Genomic DNA, 17613 nt, shown 5'->3' with positions numbered 1-17613 from the left:
TCCGGCCATCGACAGCTGTCACGCATCCGTGCCCCGGATCTCAGACAGATGTATGAAGGACGGTCGGGGCTGCGGGAGAATGAGGGAGTGACGGCGGACCACAGAAGCGAACGCCCGGACGACGACCGGGCCGACCACCGAGGTGACCACCGGGCCGACCACCGGGGTGACTACCAGGACCTCGTGGACGAGATCTCCGGACTCCTCGGCGCCCCCGCCACGCTGGAGAACCGGGACTTCGAGCTGATCGCCTTCGGCGCGTACGACAGCGACGAGGAGCTGGACGCCTCCGCGCTGGACCCCGTCCGCACCCGCTCGATCCTCACCCGCCGCTCCACCGCGGCCGTGCGCGCCTGGTTCGAGGGGTTCGGCATCACCCGGGCCACCGGCCCCGTCCGCATCCCGCCGACCCCGGAGGCGGGGGTGTACCGGGGAAGAATCTGTCTGCCGGTACGCCATCGGAGTGTCGTCCTCGGCTATGTGTGGCTGCTGGACGGCGACCCGGGCCCGACCGAGCGGCAGCTCGCGGCGGCGATGGAGGTGACCGGCCGGATCGGCGCGCTGCTCGTCGACGAGGTGCAGCACCGCGCGGACCTGACCCGCGAGCTGCGGGCGGTGCTGACCGCGGCGGACGGCTGGCAGCGGGACATGGCGATCGCGGAGCTGCGGACCGGGCTGGGCGAGCGGGCGGAGGCGGTGCACACGGTGGTGTGCGTCGCCCCGTGGCCGTCGGCCGACCCGGACGACGCCCCCTCGGTGCGTACGGTGCCCGGCGCGGTGGCGCGGTGCACGGTGCCGTGGGGCACGACCGGCCAGAGCCTGGCCCTCCTGGTCCGCCTGCGCTCCCCCGACGCCCCGGCCCCGGCCCTGACGGCGGCGACCCGGCTCCTGGAACGCGCGGCTCCCGCCGGCACCGCGCGCCCGGCGAGCGGCGCCGGGAGGCCGGCGGGCCGGGAGGCCGGGCCGCCGGCGCACGAGGGCGCACCGGTGGGCGCCGTGCCGGCCGCCGTCGCCGGGGTCGCCGTGCCCCGGCGCGGGCTCGGTGAGCTCGGGGCCGCCTGGAGCGAGGCCGTCGCGGCGGCGCGGGCCGCGGGGGCGGAGCCGCGGCTCGGGCCCGTCGCCCCCTGGACCTCCATCGGCCCGTACCGGCTGCTCACCGCGCTGCCCCCCGAGGCGGCGCGCGACCCCGCCGTCCGCGAGCTGCTCTCCCCCGCGCACCGCGAACTGGCCCGTACCGCCGAGGTGTTCCTCGACCTCGCCGGCCAGGCGGGGCGGGCGGCGGCGGAGCTGGGCATCCACCGGCAGACGCTGTACTACCGGCTGTCGCGGGTGGAGCGGCTGACCGGCCTGGACCTGGACGACGGCGAGGACCGTCTGCTGCTGCACATGGCCCTGAAGTCCCGCCGGCTGTGAGAGCCGGGGACGGGGGCAGGGGCGGGGCCGGTGCTCAGCCCTCCCCCGCGCCGCCCCGCTCCCCCGTCCCCGCCGCATCCCTCGGGCCCGCCGGGCCCCCCGGCCCCGCCGTACCCGTCACCCCGGCGAGCACCCGACGCAGGCCCTCGGTCAGGGTCTTCGCGTCGGGGGCGCTCTCGACGTCGAAGTTGTAGTGGGCGATCAGCCCCATCATCACCGTGTAGTAGAAGCCGCCGAGGGAGTCGACGGTCTCCTCGGGGACGTCTTCCTCCCGGCCGCCCATGAAGAGCGGCACGAGGGCGCGCATCGCCTCCCGCTGGGCCCCCGCCAGGTGGTCGCGGACCGCGGGCAGCCGGTCGCCCATGGCCACGATCTCGATGCTCAGGCGCCACATCGAACCGGGCTCCCGCATGGTCCCGATGATGTTCGACCACACCGCCTCGAACCGCTCCAGGGAGCCGGGCGCGGTGTCCGCGAGCAGCCGTTCGCCGCCGCCGAAGGCGTCGGAGACCTCGCCGACCAGCGCGATGTACGCCTGCGCGAGCAGCGCGTCCTTGGAGCCGTAGTGGTAGCCGATGGACGCCAGGTTGGTGCCCGACTCCTTGACGATGTCCCGCGCCGTCGTGCGCGCGAACCCCTTCTCCAGCAGGCAGCGCTTGGCGCCTTCGAGCAGATCCTCGCGGTGTCCCATGCGGTCACCCTAATCGGCGCACGGACGCCCGTCTAGGACGACCGTGTAAGACGACCGTCCAGCACGCACGTCTTAAACAAGCGTACTGAACACTCGTACTAGACAAGCGTATAAGACGCCCGTACATTCCCTGCCATGACACCGACAACGACACCAACGGACCCGACCCGCGACTCCTCGCCTCCCGCCGGCGCCCTGGCCGGGCGGCGCGAATGGGCCGCCCTGGGCGTGCTGATGCTTCCGCTGCTGCTGGTCTCCATGGACGTCTCCGTCCTGTACTTCGCGATCCCCGCGATCACCGCGGACCTGGAGCCGAGCGGCACCCAGCAGCTGTGGATCTTCGACATCTACGCCTTCGTCCTGGCCGGACTGCTGATGACGATGGGCGCCCTCGGCGACCGCTTCGGCCGCCGCCGGCTGCTGCTGGCCGGCGCGGCGGCCTTCGGGGCGGCCTCGCTGGTGGCCGCGTACGCGAACAGCGCCGAGACGCTGATCGCGGCGCGCGCGGTGCTCGGGCTCGGCGGGGCGACGCTGATGCCGTCCACGATGGCGCTGTTGCGCACGATGTTCACCGACCCCGGGCAGCGGGCCAAGGCCATCGGACTGTGGTCCGGGGTCATGACCGGCGGGATCGCGCTCGGCTCGGTGCTGAGCGGGGTGCTGGTGCAGTACTTCTGGTGGGGCTCGGTGTTCCTGGTCAACCTGCCGGCGATGGCGATGCTGCTGCTGCTCGGCCCGCTGCTGCTGCCGGAGTCGCGCAGTCCTGAGCCCGGCCGGTTCGACCTGGTGAGCGTGCCGCTGTCGCTGGCGGCGGTGCTGCCGGTGGTCTACGGACTGAAGGAGATTCCCACCGAGGGATGGAACGTGCGGTACGTGGTGTCGGTGACCGTGGGGCTGCTGTTCGCGGCGCTGTTCGTGCACCGGCAGCGTACGGCCGCCGCGCCGATGATCCCGCCGGCGCTGCTGCGGGTCCGCGGCTTCTCGCCCGCGCTGGCGCTGAACCTGCTGTCCTCGTTCGCGATGCTGGGCTCGGCGTTCTTCACGACGCAGTATCTGCAGTCCGTGCTGGGCATGAGCGCGCTGGAGGCGGCGTTGTGGGCGCTGCTGCCGTCGGTGCTGATCGGGGTGGCCGCGCCGGTGGCGGCGGGGCTTGTGCGACGCGGGGTGGACAGGGCGTACGTCGTGGCCGGCGGGTTCGTGGTGGCGGCGGGCGGTTACGGGCTGCTGGCGCTCGCCGGGGCGGACTCGCTGTGGGTGGTGCTGGCCGGGGCGGGGGTGCTGGCCTCGGGGATCGTCACGGTGATGTCGCAGGTGACCGATCTGGCGCTGGGGGCGGCGCCGGTGGAGCGGGCCGGAACGGCGTCCTCGCTGATGGAGACGGCGTCGGAGTTCGGGGGTGCGCTGGGGATGGCGGTGCTCGGGGCGATCGGGACGGCGGTGTACCGGCACGGGGTGGGGTCGGAGGCGCCGGAGGCGGCGCGGCAGACGTTGGGTGGGGCGTTGGCGGTGGCGGAGGGGATGCCGGGGGATGCGGGGGCCGGGCTGGTGGCCGTGGCGCGGGGGGCGTTCGTGGACGGGATGCGGGGGGCGGCGGTGACGGGAGCGGTCCTCCTGCTGGCCGCGGCCTGCCTGGCCCTCCGCACCCTGAGGGCCACACGCCCACACCCCGCTGCGGCTCCGCCGCACGAGCACGCCCAGCCGGACCTCGCCAGGGGCGCGGGGAACTGCGCGCCCAGCCACGCACGCTCCGCAGCCGACGAACCCGCCTAGCGGGGCCCTGGGGGCGACAGCCCCCCCCAGGGGCGCGGGGAACTGCGCGACCAGCCACAACACACCCGCAGCCGAAGAACCCACCTGGCGGGGTCCGGGGGCGACAGCCCTCGGGGATGGGAAGGGTAGGGGCGGCCGGGGCGAGAACACTTTTCTTCGCCCCCGCCGCCCCTACCCTTCCCATCCCTTCAAGGGGCTCCGCCCCTTGGACCCGGGGGTGCGTTGTCGGCTGACCGCCGGTGGGGCTTCTCGCGCAGTTCCCCGCGCCCCTTTCGGGGCACGGGGCCGGGGTGGGGTCAGGCCAGGTTGATCGAGCGGGCCGAGGTCGCGCCGATCTCTGCGGCGAGTTCCGTGACCACGTTCGGCGGAACCGTGTCGTCGACCGTGAGGACCGCCAGCGCCTCGCCCCCGGCGACCGCGCGGGAGACCTGCATGCCGGCGATGTTGATGCCCGCCTCGCCGAGGACGCGCCCGAGCGTGCCCACGACCCCCGGCCGGTCGGCGTACCGCAGTACGACCATGTGGTCGGCGAGCGCGAGGTCGACGTCGTACTCCCCGACCGCCACGATCTTCTGGTGGTGCTTCGGCCCGGCCAGCGTGCCGGACACCGACACCTCCTCGCCGTCCGCGAGCGTCCCCCGCACGACGACGACGTTGCGGTGGTCGGTCGCCTCGGAGCTCGTGGTCAGCCGCACCTCCACCCCGCGCTCCTGCGCGAACAGCGGCGCGTTGACGTAGGACACCGTCTCGTCGACGACGTCCTCGAACACGCCCTTGAGCGCGGACAGTTCGAGCACCTTCACGTCGTGCTGGGTGATCTCGCCGTACACCTCGACGTCGAGCCGCACCGCGACCTCGCCCGCGAGGGCGGTGAAGATGCGGCCGAGCTTCTCGGCGAGCGGCAGCCCCGGCTTGACGTCCTGGGCGATGACGCCGCCCTGGACGTTGACCGCGTCGGGCACGAGCTCACCGGCGAGGGCGAGCCGCACCGACTTGGCGACCGCGATGCCCGCCTTCTCCTGCGCCTCGTCCGTGGAGGCGCCCAGGTGCGGGGTGCAGACGACCTGGTCGAGCTCGAACAGCGGGGAGTCCGTGCACGGCTCCTTGGCGTACACGTCGAGACCGGCGCCGGCGACCCGGCCCTCCTTCAGCGCCGCGTACAGCGCCTCCTCGTCGACGATGCCGCCGCGCGCGGCGTTGACGATGCGCACGCTGGGCTTGACCTTGCGCAGCGCCTCGTCGCCGATGAGGCCGAGCGTCTCGGGGGTCTTGGGCAGGTGGACGGTGATGAAGTCGGAGACCTCGAGCAGCTCGTCGAGGGTCACGACCTTGACGCCCATCTGGGCGGCGCGGGCGGGCTGCACGTAGGGGTCGTAGGCGACGACCTTCATGCCGAACGCGGACATGCGCTGCGCGACGAGCGCCCCGATGCGGCCGAGGCCGACGACGCCGAGCGTCTTCTCGGCGAGCTCGACACCGGTGTACTTGCTGCGCTTCCACTCGCCGTTCTTGAGCGCGGCGTTGGCCTGCGGGATGTTGCGCGCGGTGGAGACGATCAGACCGCAGGCGAGCTCGGCGGCGGTGACGATGTTGGAGGTCGGCGCGTTGACGACCATCACGCCGGCCTTGGTGGCGGCGGAGACGTCCACGTTGTCCAGGCCCACGCCGGCACGGGCGACGACCTTGAGCTTGTGGGCGGCGGCGACGGCCTCGGCGTCGACCTTCGTCGCGGAGCGGATCAGGATGGCGTCGACGTCGGCGAGGGCCGGGAGCAGTTCGGCCCGGTCCGCCCCGTTGCAGTGCCGGATCTCGAAGTCCGGGCCCAGCGCGTCCACGGTGGCGGGCGACAGCTCTTCGGCGATGAGTACGACAGGTTTCGAGCTCACGTGAGTCCTCACATGTCCAATGCGGACGGCCGTCCCGACGGCCGCAGGCGGTGGGAGGGAAGCGGCGTCGGGAAAGGGCGGGCTCGCGCTTCCCCGGTGTCGCTGGGCCGCGTGGAAGACGCACGACGCTGTGGGCCTGACGCGTATTAGTGCTGCAGTCTAGTGGCGCGGCGAGGGCGTCATGCGCCTCATCACGAGGATCACCCGTCCGTGGGAGGGCGGGTGGGCCGGCGTCGTGCGGACGACGCCGGCCGGAGCGGACCGGGACCGGGCGGTGCCGCCCCGCCCCGATCGCTCCCCGAGGGCTTACGCGTCCTCGTTGACCCAGCTCATGAGCTTGCGCAGCTCCTTGCCGGTGGTCTCGAGCAGGTGCTCGGAGTCCTGCTGCTTGTACTCGTTGTACTTCTTCAGACCGCCGTGGTACTCGTCCATCCAGTTCTTGGCGAACGAGCCGTCCTGGATCTCGGCGAGGACCTTCTTCATCTCGGCCTTGGTGGCGTCGGTGATGATCCGCGGGCCGGTGACGTAGTCGCCCCACTCGGCGGTCTCCGAGATGGACCAGCGCATCTTCTCCAGGCCGCCCTCGTACATGAGGTCGACGATGAGCTTCAGCTCGTGCATGCACTCGAAGTAGGCGATCTCCGGCTGGTAGCCCGCCTCGGTCAACGTCTCGAAGCCCGCCTTGACCAGGGCCGCGGTGCCGCCGCAGAGCACGGCCTGCTCGCCGAACAGGTCGGTCTCGGTCTCCTCGGTGAAGGTCGTCTTGATGACGCCGGCGCGGGTGCCGCCGATGCCCTTGGCGTACGACAGGGCCAGCGCGAAGCCGTTGCCGGAGGCGTCCTGCTCGACGGCGACGATACAGGGAACGCCGCGGCCCTCCTCGTACTGACGGCGCACCAGGTGGCCCGGGCCCTTGGGGGCGACCATGCACACGTCGACGCCGGCCGGGGGCTTGATGAAGCCGTAGCGGATGTTCAGGCCGTGGCCGAAGAACAGCGCGTCGCCGTCGTTCAGGTTCGGGGCGATGTGCTCCTCGTAGACCTGGGCCTGGATCGGGTCCGGCACGAGGATCATGATGACGTCGGCCTCGGCGGCCGCCTCGGCGGGGCTGACCACGCGCAGGCCCTGCTCCTCGGCCTTGGCCTTGGACTTCGAACCCTCGTGCAGACCGACACGGACGTCGACACCCGAGTCACGCAGCGACAGCGCGTGGGCGTGGCCCTGGCTGCCGTAACCGATGACCGCGACCTTGCGGCCCTGGATGATGGACAGGTCGGCGTCAGCGTCGTAGAACAGCTCGGCCACTTTCGGTTCACTCCTTGGTGTGCGGGTGTTGCGTCCCACCGTATGCCGGTGCGGGGGCGGGAAGCCGGGGGGTCTCGTAATGCGGGCGGCGCGGCGGGCAAGTGGTACCGGGCCACTGCCCGCGGGTACCGCCGGTGCGGGCGGCCGGTCGTTCCGGCCGCCCGGGGCGGGCCTGGCGGGGCGTCAGGCCGAGCGGTCGAGCGCGCGCAGCGAGCGGTCGGTGATCGAGCGGGCGCCGCGGCCGATGGCGATGGTGCCGGACTGGACCAGCTCCTTGATGCCGTACTGCTCCAGCATCCGGAGCATGGCGGTCAGCTTGTCGCTGGAGCCGGTGGCCTCGATGGTGACGGCCTCCGGGGAGACGTCGACGGTCTTGGCGCGGAAGAGCTGGACGATCTCGGTGATCTGGGAGCGCGTCTCGTTGTCGGCGCGCACCTTGACCAGGACCAGTTCGCGCTGGACGGCCTGGGCCGGCTCCAGCTCGACGATCTTGAGCACGTTGACGAGCTTGTTGAGCTGCTTGGTCACCTGTTCGAGCGGCAGGTCCTCGACGCTCACCACGATGGTGATGCGGGAGATGTCGGGGTGTTCGGTGACGCCGACGGCGAGCGAGTCGATGTTGAAGCCGCGGCGGGAGAAGAGCGCGGCGATCCGGGCCAGGATGCCGGGGGTGTTCTCGACCAGGACCGAGAGCGTGTGCTTGGTGGACATGACGGGCGTACCTTCCTGAAGTCCCTGAAGTCCGCTGAGTTCGCGTGTGCGCGCGGGTGCCGTGCGGGTGACGCGCGGGGTGACCCGAAGCTCTCCGGGGCTCTCAGTCGTCCTCGTTGTCGCCGAAGTCGGGGCGGACGTCCCGGGCGGCCATGATCTCGTCGTTGGAGGTGCCGGCGGCGACCATCGGCCACACCATGGCGTCCTCGTGGACGATGAAGTCCACGACCACGGGGCGGTCGTTGACCGAGTTGGCCTCCTCGATGACCTTGTCCAGGTCCTCGGGGCGCTCGCAGCGGATGGCGTAGCAGCCCATGGCCTCCGACAGCTTGACGAAGTCGGGGACGCGGGTGCCCTTGGCCTCCGGGTTGACGTCGTCCGGACCCGAGTGCAGGACCGTGTTGGAGTACCGCTGGTTGTAGAACAGGGTCTGCCACTGGCGGACCATCCCCAGGGCGCCGTTGTTGATGATGGCGACCTTGATCGGGATGTTGTTCAGGGCGCAGGTGGTGAGTTCCTGGTTGGTCATCTGGAAGCAGCCGTCGCCGTCGATGGCCCAGACCGTGCGGCCGGGCTGTCCGGCCTTGGCGCCCATCGCGGCCGGGACCGCGTAGCCCATGGTTCCGGCGCCGCCGGAGTTGAGCCAGGTGGCGGGCTGCTCGTACTTGATGAAGTGCGCGGACCACATCTGGTGCTGGCCGACGCCCGCCGTGAAGATCGTGTCCTCGGGAGCGAGCTGTCCGATGCGCTCGATGACCGCTTGCGGGGAGAGCGAGCCGTCCGCGGGCTGGTCGTAGCCGAGCGGGTAGGTCTCGCGCCAGCGGTTGAGGTCCTTCCACCAGGCTGCGTACCTGGACCTGGCGGCCTCGCCCTGCTGGCCGTCGGCGTGCTCCTTCTGGACGGCCTGGATCAAGTCGGCGAGGACCTCGCGGGCGTCGCCGACGATCGGCACGTCGGCGACGCGGTTCTTGCCGATCTCGGCGGGGTCGATGTCGGCGTGGACGACCTTGGCGTGCGGGGCGAAGCTGTCCAGCTTGCCGGTGACGCGGTCGTCGAAGCGGGCGCCGAGGGCGACGATCAGGTCGGCCTTCTGCAGCGCGGTGACGGCGGTGACGCTGCCGTGCATGCCGGGCATTCCCACGTGCAGCGGGTGGCTGTCCGGGAACGCGCCGAGCCCCATCAGGGTGGTGGTGACGGGGGCTCCGGTGAGCTCGGCGAGGACCTTCAGCTCGGCGGTGGCCTTGGCCTTGATGACGCCGCCGCCGACGTAGAGGACGGGCCGCTTGGCGGCGGTGATCAGCTTGGCCGCCTCGCGGATCTGCTTGGCGTGCGGCTTGGTGACCGGGCGGTAGCCGGGCAGGTCCATGACCGGCGGCCAGGAGAAGGTGGTCTTCGCCTGGAGGATGTCCTTGGGGATGTCGACCAGGACCGGGCCGGGGCGGCCGGTGGAGGCGACGTGGAACGCCTGGGCGATCATCCGCGGGATGTCGTCGGCGTTGGTGACCAGCCAGCTGTGCTTGGTGATCGGCATGCTGATGCCGACGATGTCCGCCTCCTGGAAGGCGTCCGTGCCGATCGCGGAGGACGCCACCTGACCGGTGATCGCGACCAGCGGGACGGAGTCCAGGTTGGCGTCGGCCAGCGGGGTGACCAGGTTGGTGGCGCCGGGGCCCGAGGTCGCCATGCAGACGCCGACCTTGCCGGTGGCCTGCGCGTAGCCGGTGGCCGCGTGGCCGGCGCCCTGCTCGTGGCGGACCAGGACGTGGCGGACCTTGGTGGAGTCCATCATCGGGTCGTACGCCGGAAGGATCGTGCCGCCGGGAATGCCGAATACCGTGTCGGCGCCGACCTCCTCGAGCGAGCGGATGAGGGACTGCGCGCCCGTCACCTGCTCGGGGGCGGACGGCTGCTGTCCGGAGGAACGGGGCCGCGGCTGCGGATGGTGGGCCCCGGAGGCCTGCTCGGTCATCGGCATTCTCTTCTCGATGCTGAGGGTTTTTGCGAGGTTTGTGCGGACTTCAACTGCGGTGCGGCTGGTGCCTGTGCAACAAAAAACCCCTCGTGCCAGGAGGCAAGCGAGGGGAGCGCGCCGGGTGCGGTCGCTGGGGATTCCGGGTGGTCCGGTCGGGCCCAGCTTCAGCCGACGCGCTGTCCAAGTACGAGAATTCGGGTGCGCATGGAACTGACCCTCTCCCTGGGGCGCACCGACTGTCAAGTGGGTGGGACGGGAGTCTCATCATGTGGGCGAAGGGCGGTACCGCCACCCAGGACGGCCGTGCCGCCGAGGCTTGCCGTCGCGCCGCCGAGCCCGGCCTTCGTGCCGCCGAGGGCGGACGCCGCGCCCCCGAGCGCCCCGGCCGTGGCGGCGCCGCCGAGCACCGCCGGGAGGCCGTGCGCGTAGACGCCCGCGCCGCTGCCCGCGAGAACGGGCTCGGCCGGTCCGTGCGGCACCGGGTAGTGGCCGCGGGTGAGCGCCCGGCGCAGCCGGTACTCGTCCAGCGGGCCGGAGAAGACCAGGCCCTGGCCGTGGGTACAGCCCATGGCGCGCAGGGTGACGACCTGCTCGGGCAGGTCCACCCCGTCGGCCACGGACTGCAGCCCCAGGTCGGTGGCGATCCGGAGCAGTCCGCTGGTGATCTTGTGCAGCCGGGCCGACTCGACGACCCCCTCGACCAGCCCCCGGTCGAGCCGGAGGATGTCGACGGGGAGCCGGCGCAGCGCGGCGATCGTCGTCTGCCCGCTGCCGACGCCGTCGAGCGCGATCCGTACGCCGAGCCGGCGCAGGGCGCCGAGCCGGCGCTCCAGTTCCTCCAGGGGCACCCGGGCGTCGATGTCGGCCAGTTCCAGGATCAGGGCACCGGAGGCGAGTCCGTGCCGGGTGAGCAGCCCCTCGACGGACCCGGGAGGCAGGGTGCGGTCCAGGAGCCGGCGGGCGGCCAGCCGGACGGTGACGGGCGCGGCGATCCCGGAGGCGGTGCGCTCGGCGGCCTGGGTGACGGCCCGTTCTAGCAGCCGCCGGTACAGCTCGGCGGCCCGCTCGCCGTCCTCGGCGACGCGCAGGAACTCGCCCGGGGTGAACAGCACGCCCTGGGCGGAGCGCCAGCGGGCCTGGGCGGCGACCGACGAGATCCGGCCGTCGGCGAGGGCCACGACGGGCTGGTGCAGCAGCAGGAACTCGCCGTCGTGCAGCGCGGCCCGCAGCCGGCCGGCCAGTTCGGCCTTGCGGACGACGTCCTGCTGCATCTGGGGCGCGTACAGCTCGACGCGGTTCTTGCCGGCCGCCTTGGCGCGGTACATGGCGAGGTCGGCATTGCGCAGCAACTCGCCCGCGCCGAGGCCGGGTTCGGCGAAGGCGACGCCGATGGAGGCGGCGACGCGGACATCGTTGCCGTCGATGGTGTACGGCTGTGAGAGGCCCACGCGCAGGCGGTCGGCCAGCTCTTCTATGTGGCGTTCCCTGGCGGCGAGGTCGCGGGTGCCGTCGCCGGTGATGAGGGCGGCGAACTCGTCCCCGCCGAGCCGGGCGGCGGTGTCGCCCTGTCTCAGGGAGTCCTGGAGCCGGCGGGCGGCCTGGACGAGCAGTTCGTCCCCCGCCTGGTGGCCGATGGTGTCGTTGACGGCCTTGAAGCCGTCCAGGTCGATGAAGAGCACCGCCGTGCCGCGCAGGGCGGGGCCGCGGTCCGAGGCGCGGCGGCCGGAGAGCGCCTGCCGCACGCGCCGGGTGAACAGGGCGCGGTTGGGCAGGTCGGTGAGCGGGTCGTGCTCGGCGTTGTGCTGCAACTGGGCCTGCAGGCGCACGCGTTCGGTGACGTCCCGGCTGTTGAAGATGAGGCCGCCGTGGTGGCGGTTGACGGTGGACTCGACGTTGAGCCAGCCGCCGTCGCCGGAGCGGAAGCGGCACTCGATGCGGGTGGTGGGCTCCTCCAGGGGGCTGGCGGCGAGGAAGCGGCGCACCTCGTGCACCACGCAGCCGAGGTCCTCGGGGTGGATGAGACCGGCGAGTTCGGTGCCGACCAGCTCTTCCGCGGGCCGGCCGTAGACCCCCGCGGCGGCCGGGGAGACGTAGCGCAGGACGCCGCTGGGGGCGGCGATCATGATGACGTCGCTGGAGCCCTGCACCAGGGAGCGGAAGTGGTTCTCCTTCTGGGCCAGTTCGTGGGTGAGCGTGATGTTGTCGCGCAGCATGATGCCCTGGCGGGCCAGGAGGGCGAGCACGACGGCGCCGGCGGTGAGCAGCACGACGCGGTCGACGCTGCGGCCGTCGAGGAGGTTGTAGAGGATCCCCAGGGTGCAGACGGCGGCGGCCAGGTAGGGCGTGAGCGCGGCGAGCGAGCCGGTGAGAGGGCGGGTGACCGGATACCGGCCGTGGCCCGGCTCCGCCGGATACGGATACGGGTGGGAGTGCGGGTGCGGGTGCGCCTGCCCGGCAGGACGGACCTGCCCGACGGGGTAAGGCTGTCCGGCGGGGTGGGCCTGGACGGCGTCGGTCCTGGTGTGCTCCTGCGTCAGCCCCGTCCTGGTGTGTTCATGGGCCGGTGCGCCGGCGCCCGGCACATGGGCGTGCACCACCCGGGTGTGCGCCTCGCCGTACCCCTCGTCGGTGCGGGTGCCGACCCAGGGGGCGTAGGCGAGCAGCAGGGAGCCGGAGAACCAGCCCGCGTCGAGCAGTTGGCCGGAGTGGTAGGCGTTGTGCAGCAGCGGCGAGGTGAACAAGGCGTCGCACGCGACCGTCAGGCCGAGCGCGCCGATCGCGGTGTTGACGGCGGAGCGGTTCACCGCGGAGCGCCGGAAGTGCAGCGCGAGGACCATGCTCACCAGGGCGATGTCCAGCAGCGGGTAGGCGAGCGAGAGCGCGGTGTGGGCGACGCTCGGTCCGTCGAACCGGGCGGCCTGGGCGAGCGCGAGGCTCCACGACAGGGTGAGCAGTGAGCCGCCGATCAGCCACGCGTCCAGCGCGAGGCAGACCCAGCCGGCCCTGGTCACGGGCCGTTTGGCGAGCACCAGCAGGCCCACGATGGCGGGCGGCGCGAAGCACAGGAAGAACAGGTCCGCCCAACTCGGGCTGGGCACCGGGCGTTGGAGGACGACCTCGTACCAGCCCCAGACGCCGTTGCCGAGGGCGGCCATGGTGGAGGAGACCGAGAACAGCAGCCAGGCGGGTCGAAAGCGGCTGCGGCGGGAGCGCGCGCGGAGCAGGCAGGAGACGGCGGCGGCGCCCGCCGCGATGCTCAGCCCGAAGTCGCCCATGAAGAGCGCGAGCCGCTGCGAGCCCCAGCCGAGCGCGGCACCCACGGCGTATCCCCCGCAGAGCAGGGCGAGGAGCAGCTGCGGGACCGGGCTCGGGCGGCCGCGCGGCGCCCGGCGGCGGACCGGCAGGGCCCCGGGCGAGCTCACCGGTCCCACCCGGTCCGGGTCGGGGCGGCACCGCGGTTCCGCCGGTGTGCGTGGCGCCTGCGAAGGGCGGGCCCGTGGTGGTGCGGGCCGCCGCGGGTGTGTCCGGGTGCCGCGCGCACGGTTCGTCGTGGTGCCGCGCGCACGGTTCGTCGGCGCGCGCCCTGTCGCGTCGGATCGGTGATGGTGGTCCGGCCGTGCATCGTCCGTCGCCCCCCTCGCAGTCCCAGTCGCTGGTCGTTCCCTCGTCCCCCGCGCCGAATCGAGCACGGCGCAGCCCCTTCCCGGGACGATACACCAGGATCGTCACTCAGGGACATAGTCTCTCTACGCTCCGTGACGACCAGCGAGGATGCGGGCACGGACCGCTTCCGGGGGGCTGCGGAGCGTGCACGGAGCGGGGTCGGCGCGCGGCACGGGTCCCGTACGCGCTGGTCGTGCGCCCCCGGGCGGACGACCGCCCGCCCGGGGGCGTCCGGTGCGTTCAGTCACCCGTGGTGAGGACCACGTTGCGCAGCGGCTCGCGGTTCACCAGCCGGGTGAGCTGGTCGGTCAGGAGCCGCTTGGCGCGGGGCAGGAAGGCCGAGGTGGGGCCGCCGACGTGCGGGCTGATCAGCACGCCGGGCGCGGACCACAACGGGTGCCCCGGGGGCAGCGGTTCGGGGTCGGTGACGTCGAGTGCGGCGGTGATCCGGCCGGTCTCCACCTCGGTGAGCAGCGCCTTCGTGTCGACGACGCCGCCGCGCCCCACGTTGACCAGCAGCGCGCCGTCCTTCATGCGGGTCAGGAACCCGGCGTCGACCAGTCCCCTGGTCTCCTCGGTGAGCGGGGTCACCAGCACCACCACGTCCGCCTCCGGCAGGAGTTCGGGCAGGGCGGCGATCGGGTGCACGGGGCCGCGCGCCGTCGTGCGCGCGGAGCGCGCGACGCGCGCGACCCGCGCCACCTCGAACGGTTCGAGCCGGTCCTCGATGGCGCTGCCGATGGCTCCGTAGCCGACGATGAGCACGGACCGGTCGGCGAGCGCGGGGTGGAAGCCGCTCGTCCAGCGCCCCTCGTCCTGGGCGCGGACGAAGCCGGGGACGCCGCGCAGGGAGGCGAGGATCAGGGTGAGCGCGAGCTCGGCGGTGCTCGCCTCGTGCACCCCGCGCGCGTTGCAGAGCCGTACGCCGGGCGGCAGCGCGGACAGCCGGCCCGCCACGTCGTCGACGCCGGCGGTCAGCGTCTGCACCACGCGCACGTTGCGCAGCGCCTGAAGCGGCCTGACGCGCACGGCCTGCGGCTTCATGTACGGCACCACGTACACCGCGCAGTCGGCGGGGTCGCCGGGGAACTCCTGCGCGCCGTCCTCACCCCCGTCCCAGAAGAGGTAGCGGAACCCCTCGGGGAGCCGGTCGATCTCCTCGGGCGGAATGGGCAGCCACACGTCGTCGGTCATGCCAGGAGGCTATGCGAACTCCTGTGCGCGGCAACGGTTAGGTTGGTGGGCCGGACAGGGGAGGGTACGGCCAGGTGGAGCGCAGGACGATGGGCGCGGCGGGGCTCGAGGTGGGGGCCGTGGGGCTCGGGTGCATGCCGATGAGCTGGGCGTACACCGCGTCGCGGCGGCGGGGCGAGGAGTCGTTGCGGACGGTCCACCGGGCGCTGGACGCCGGGGTGACGCTGCTGGACACGGCGGACATGTACGGGCCGTTCACCAACGAGCTGCTGATCGGCCGGGTGCTGAAGGAGCGGCGGGCGGAGGCCTTCGTCTCCACCAAGGTGGGGCTGCTGGCCGGCGAGCAGCACATCGTGGCCAACGGCCGCCCCGGCTACGTGCGGCGGGCCTGCGACGCGTCGCTGCGGCGGCTGCACACGGACGTCATCGACCTGTACCAGCTGCACCGCGCGGACCCCGAGGTGCCCGTGGAGGAGACGTGGGGCGCGATGGCGGACCTGGTGCGGGCCGGGAAGGTGCGGGCGCTGGGGCTGTGCGCGATGGACGTCCTCGGCGGCCGGCGCTCCCGGGCGGGGCTGTACGACGGGACGGTGCGGCAACTGGAGCGGGTGCAGCAGGTGTTCCCGGTGAGCGCGGTCCAGGCCGAGCTGTCGGTGTGGTCGCCCGAGGCGCTGCGGACGCTGCTGCCGTGGTGTGCGGCGCGCGGGGTGGGGTTCCTGGCGGCGATGCCGCTGGGCAACGGGTTCCTGACGGGGACGCTGCGGCCGGGCGAGGGGTTCGAGCCGGACGATCTGCGGGCCCGGCATCCGCGCTTCACGGCCGAGATGATGGCGGCGAACCAGCCGATCGTGGCGGGGCTGCGGCGGATCGCGCGCCGGCACGGGGACGGGGTGAGCGCCGCGCAGGTGGCCCTGGCCTGGACGCTGGCGCAGGGCCCGCACGTGGTGCCGGTTCCGGGCACGAAGCGGCCCGGCTGGGCGGCCGAGAACGCGGCGGCGGCCGGGGTGCGGCTGGCGGAGGAGGACCTGGCGGAGGTGGCGGGCCTGCCCCCGGCGCAGGGGTCGTGGGACTGAGGGCGCGCCCGGGGCGGCACGTGCCGTGAGCGGGCCCGCGCGACCCGCGACGGGGGCCGCTCCCGGCGACGTACGCTTCCCTTCACGGCGCGGCCGTGCCGCGCAGCCCCGGCGAAGGGACCCGATCGTGCGTTCTCGACCCACCGCGGCCGCGCTGGCGGTCGCCGCCCTCCTGCTGACGGCGGGCTGCTCCGGCGGCGGCTCGGACGGGCCGGACGGCGGCCGTACGAGCGCCTCCGCCGGCCGTACCGCCGGCCCTTCCGCGACGGCGACGCACACGCCGCCCGCCAAGGGCTCGGTGAAGGTGCTGCGCACGGTCGCCGACGGCCTCGACTCCCCCTGGGGCCTCGCCCCGCTGCCCGGCGGCGGGCTGCTCGTCTCCTCCCGGGACGAGGGCACCCTCACCCGCGTCGACGACAAGACCGGCAAGAAGACGACGCTGGGCTCCGTCACCGGCGTCTCCGCGAACGGCGAGGGCGGCCTCCTCGGCATCGCCCTCTCCCCCGCGTACGCCTCCGACCACCTCGTGTACGCCTACTTCACGACCGACTCCGACAACCGCGTCGCCCGCATGCTGTACGACCCGAAGAAGCCGGCCGGGGAGCAGCTCGGCGCCCCCGACACGGTGTTCAAGGGCATCCCGAAGGGCTACATCCACAACGGCGGCCGGATCGCCTTCGGCCCCGACAAGATGCTGTACGTGGGCACCGGCGAGTCCGGCGAGCGGGGCCTCGCGCAGTACCGGAAGTCGCTGGGCGGCAAGATCCTGCGCATGACCCCGGACGGCGAGCCGGCCCCGGGCAACCCGTTCGAGGACTCGGTCGTGTACACGTACGGCCACCGCAACGTCCAGGGCCTGGCCTGGGACGACGAGCAGCGCCTGTTCGCCTCGGAGTTCGGGCAGGACACGTGGGACGAGCTGAACGCGATCGAGCCCGGCGCGAACTACGGCTGGCCGGACGCGGAGGGTACGGCGGACGACGCGAAGTTCCACGACCCGCTCGCCCAGTGGCACACGGACGAGGCCTCCCCCAGCGGCATCGCCTACGCCGAGGGCTCCCTCTGGATGGCCGGTCTGAAGGGCCAACGCCTGTGGCGCATCCCGCTCGACGGCACGAAGGCGTCGGCGGACCCGCAGTCGTTCCTGAAGGGCGACTACGGCCGCCTGCGCACGGTGGTCGCCGCGGGCGGCGACAGGCTCTGGCTCACCACGAGCAACACGGACGGCCGCGGCGACCCGAAGAAGGGCGACGACCGGATCCTGGAGCTGAGGGTCGAGTAGGGCGTCGCCAGGGCGGTCCCCGTTCCGCTCAGCTCGTCGACGGCAGGCCGAGGATGATGTCCGTGTACTTCGCCACCGCGAGGAGCAGGCCGAGGACGCCCAGGGCGACGCCGCCCCAGGCGACCGACTTGATCCAGGGGGCCTGCGGGCGGCCCGGGGCGCCGAAGGCGGGGCGGGCGAGGACGACGACGCCGACGACCAGCGCGAGGAGGGCGAAGAGGCCGCCCCACAGCGCGGTGGCGTGCCAGGCGTCGCCGTAGACCTCCTTGATCTGCGTGCCGACGCTCGCCGAGGACGAGGTCTGGAGCTGCCCGACGAGCGTCTCGCGGGCGGAGGCCACCGTGCCGGCCCAGCTGCCGGTGAGCGAGACCACACCGAGCGCCGCGGAGACGATCGCGCCGGCGCCCTGGCCGACCCCGGAGGGGCCGGCTTCCTTCGGGTCGCCGTCCGTCGCGTCCTCCTCCGCGGTGCCCGCTTCGGGCTCCGTGGCGGCCGTCTGCTCCGGCTCCGCGGCCGGCGGGGTCGCCTCGGCCGGCGCCGTCGTGTCCGCCGCCTCGGCCCCGGTCTTCGCCTCGGCGCCGGTCACGGTCGCCCCGGCCTCGTCAACTGTCTTGGATCCCATAACTCCGCACCGTACGTACGCTCTCTGAGAG

Annotated in this window: 12 protein-coding genes; 4 read left to right on the top strand and 8 right to left on the bottom strand. The window is 73.1% G+C overall.

The genetic code is table 11. From position 1 onward, the window contains the following. The first annotated feature begins 48 nt into the window (after positions 1 to 48). Entirely contained in the window at positions 49 to 1413 is a 1365-nt protein-coding gene (locus OIE12_RS23620; protein WP_443053891.1) for a PucR family transcriptional regulator, read from the top strand. A gap of 34 nt (positions 1414 to 1447) precedes the next feature. Here the strand turns inward: OIE12_RS23620 and OIE12_RS23615 are convergent, their stop codons facing one another. After that, positions 1448 to 2104, bottom strand: a complete 657-nt coding sequence (locus tag OIE12_RS23615; RefSeq protein ID WP_329138489.1) for a TetR/AcrR family transcriptional regulator — start codon at positions 2102 to 2104, stop codon at positions 1448 to 1450. A 135-nt stretch (positions 2105 to 2239) separates the two neighbouring features. On the opposite strand from OIE12_RS23615, the gene OIE12_RS23610 reads away from it, so the two are divergent. Further along, the gene (locus OIE12_RS23610; RefSeq protein ID WP_329138487.1) at positions 2240 to 3874 is read left to right on the top strand and encodes an MFS transporter; all 1635 of its coding nucleotides are present in this window, start codon (positions 2240 to 2242) and stop codon (positions 3872 to 3874) included. Positions 3875 to 4170: 296 nt separating this feature from the next. On the opposite strand, the gene serA is transcribed toward OIE12_RS23610, so the two are convergent. From serA to OIE12_RS23580, 6 genes are all read right to left on the bottom strand, one after another. After that, positions 4171 to 5760, bottom strand: a complete 1590-nt coding sequence (gene serA, locus OIE12_RS23605) for a phosphoglycerate dehydrogenase (RefSeq protein WP_030380200.1) — start codon at positions 5758 to 5760, stop codon at positions 4171 to 4173. Positions 5761 to 6066: 306 nt separating this feature from the next. Further along, positions 6067 to 7065, bottom strand: coding sequence for a ketol-acid reductoisomerase (ilvC, locus tag OIE12_RS23600; protein ID WP_329138484.1), 999 nt, complete (start codon positions 7063 to 7065; stop codon positions 6067 to 6069). 183 nt (positions 7066 to 7248) lie between these two features. Further along, positions 7249 to 7776 carry an acetolactate synthase small subunit gene (gene ilvN / locus OIE12_RS23595; RefSeq protein ID WP_030380198.1) on the bottom strand — a complete coding sequence of 176 codons (528 nt, stop codon included), beginning with the start codon at positions 7774 to 7776 and terminating at the stop codon, positions 7249 to 7251. Positions 7777 to 7879: 103 nt separating this feature from the next. Then, positions 7880 to 9745, bottom strand: a complete 1866-nt coding sequence (locus tag OIE12_RS23590; protein ID WP_329138482.1) for an acetolactate synthase large subunit — start codon at positions 9743 to 9745, stop codon at positions 7880 to 7882. 242 nt (positions 9746 to 9987) lie between these two features. Further along, on the bottom strand, positions 9988 to 13170 hold the full coding sequence (locus OIE12_RS23585) for a putative bifunctional diguanylate cyclase/phosphodiesterase (RefSeq protein WP_443053890.1): 3183 nt from the start codon (positions 13168 to 13170) through the stop codon (positions 9988 to 9990). Between the two features lie 481 nt (positions 13171 to 13651). Further along, positions 13652 to 14605, bottom strand: a complete 954-nt coding sequence (locus tag OIE12_RS23580) for a 2-hydroxyacid dehydrogenase (RefSeq protein ID WP_329138480.1) — start codon at positions 14603 to 14605, stop codon at positions 13652 to 13654. Between the two features lie 74 nt (positions 14606 to 14679). On the opposite strand from OIE12_RS23580, the gene OIE12_RS23575 reads away from it, so the two are divergent. Together OIE12_RS23575 and OIE12_RS23570 are read left to right on the top strand one after the other, a co-directional pair. Next, positions 14680 to 15678, top strand: coding sequence for an aldo/keto reductase (locus OIE12_RS23575; RefSeq protein WP_329138478.1), 999 nt, complete (start codon positions 14680 to 14682; stop codon positions 15676 to 15678). Positions 15679 to 15805: 127 nt separating this feature from the next. Then, a complete protein-coding gene (locus OIE12_RS23570) occupies positions 15806 to 16960 on the top strand; it encodes a PQQ-dependent sugar dehydrogenase (protein ID WP_329138476.1) in 1155 nt (384 codons plus the stop codon). A gap of 28 nt (positions 16961 to 16988) precedes the next feature. Here OIE12_RS23570 and OIE12_RS23565 read toward each other — a convergent pair whose 3' ends face one another. Continuing rightward, positions 16989 to 17582, bottom strand: a complete 594-nt coding sequence (locus tag OIE12_RS23565) for a hypothetical protein (protein ID WP_329138473.1) — start codon at positions 17580 to 17582, stop codon at positions 16989 to 16991. Positions 17583 to 17613: the final 31 nt, after the last annotated feature.

Source organism: Streptomyces sp. NBC_00670, assembly GCF_036226765.1.
Taxonomy (GTDB): Bacteria; Actinomycetota; Actinomycetes; order Streptomycetales; family Streptomycetaceae; genus Streptomyces.
Note: the sequence above shows the minus strand (reverse complement) of the source record. Positions and strands in the feature narration are given on the sequence as shown.

Coding starts and splice junctions, on each gene's coding strand:
- OIE12_RS23590 (WP_329138482.1), bottom strand. CDS start 9,745: ATGACCGAGCAGGCCTCCGGGGCCCACCATCCGCAGCCGCGGCCCCGT.
- OIE12_RS23610 (WP_329138487.1), top strand. CDS start 2,240: ATGACACCGACAACGACACCAACGGACCCGACCCGCGACTCCTCGCCT.
- OIE12_RS23615 (WP_329138489.1), bottom strand. CDS start 2,104: ATGGGACACCGCGAGGATCTGCTCGAAGGCGCCAAGCGCTGCCTGCTG.
- OIE12_RS23565 (WP_329138473.1), bottom strand. CDS start 17,582: ATGGGATCCAAGACAGTTGACGAGGCCGGGGCGACCGTGACCGGCGCC.
- OIE12_RS23620 (WP_443053891.1), top strand. CDS start 49: ATGTATGAAGGACGGTCGGGGCTGCGGGAGAATGAGGGAGTGACGGCG.
- OIE12_RS23580 (WP_329138480.1), bottom strand. CDS start 14,605: ATGACCGACGACGTGTGGCTGCCCATTCCGCCCGAGGAGATCGACCGG.
- ilvN (WP_030380198.1), bottom strand. CDS start 7,776: ATGTCCACCAAGCACACGCTCTCGGTCCTGGTCGAGAACACCCCCGGC.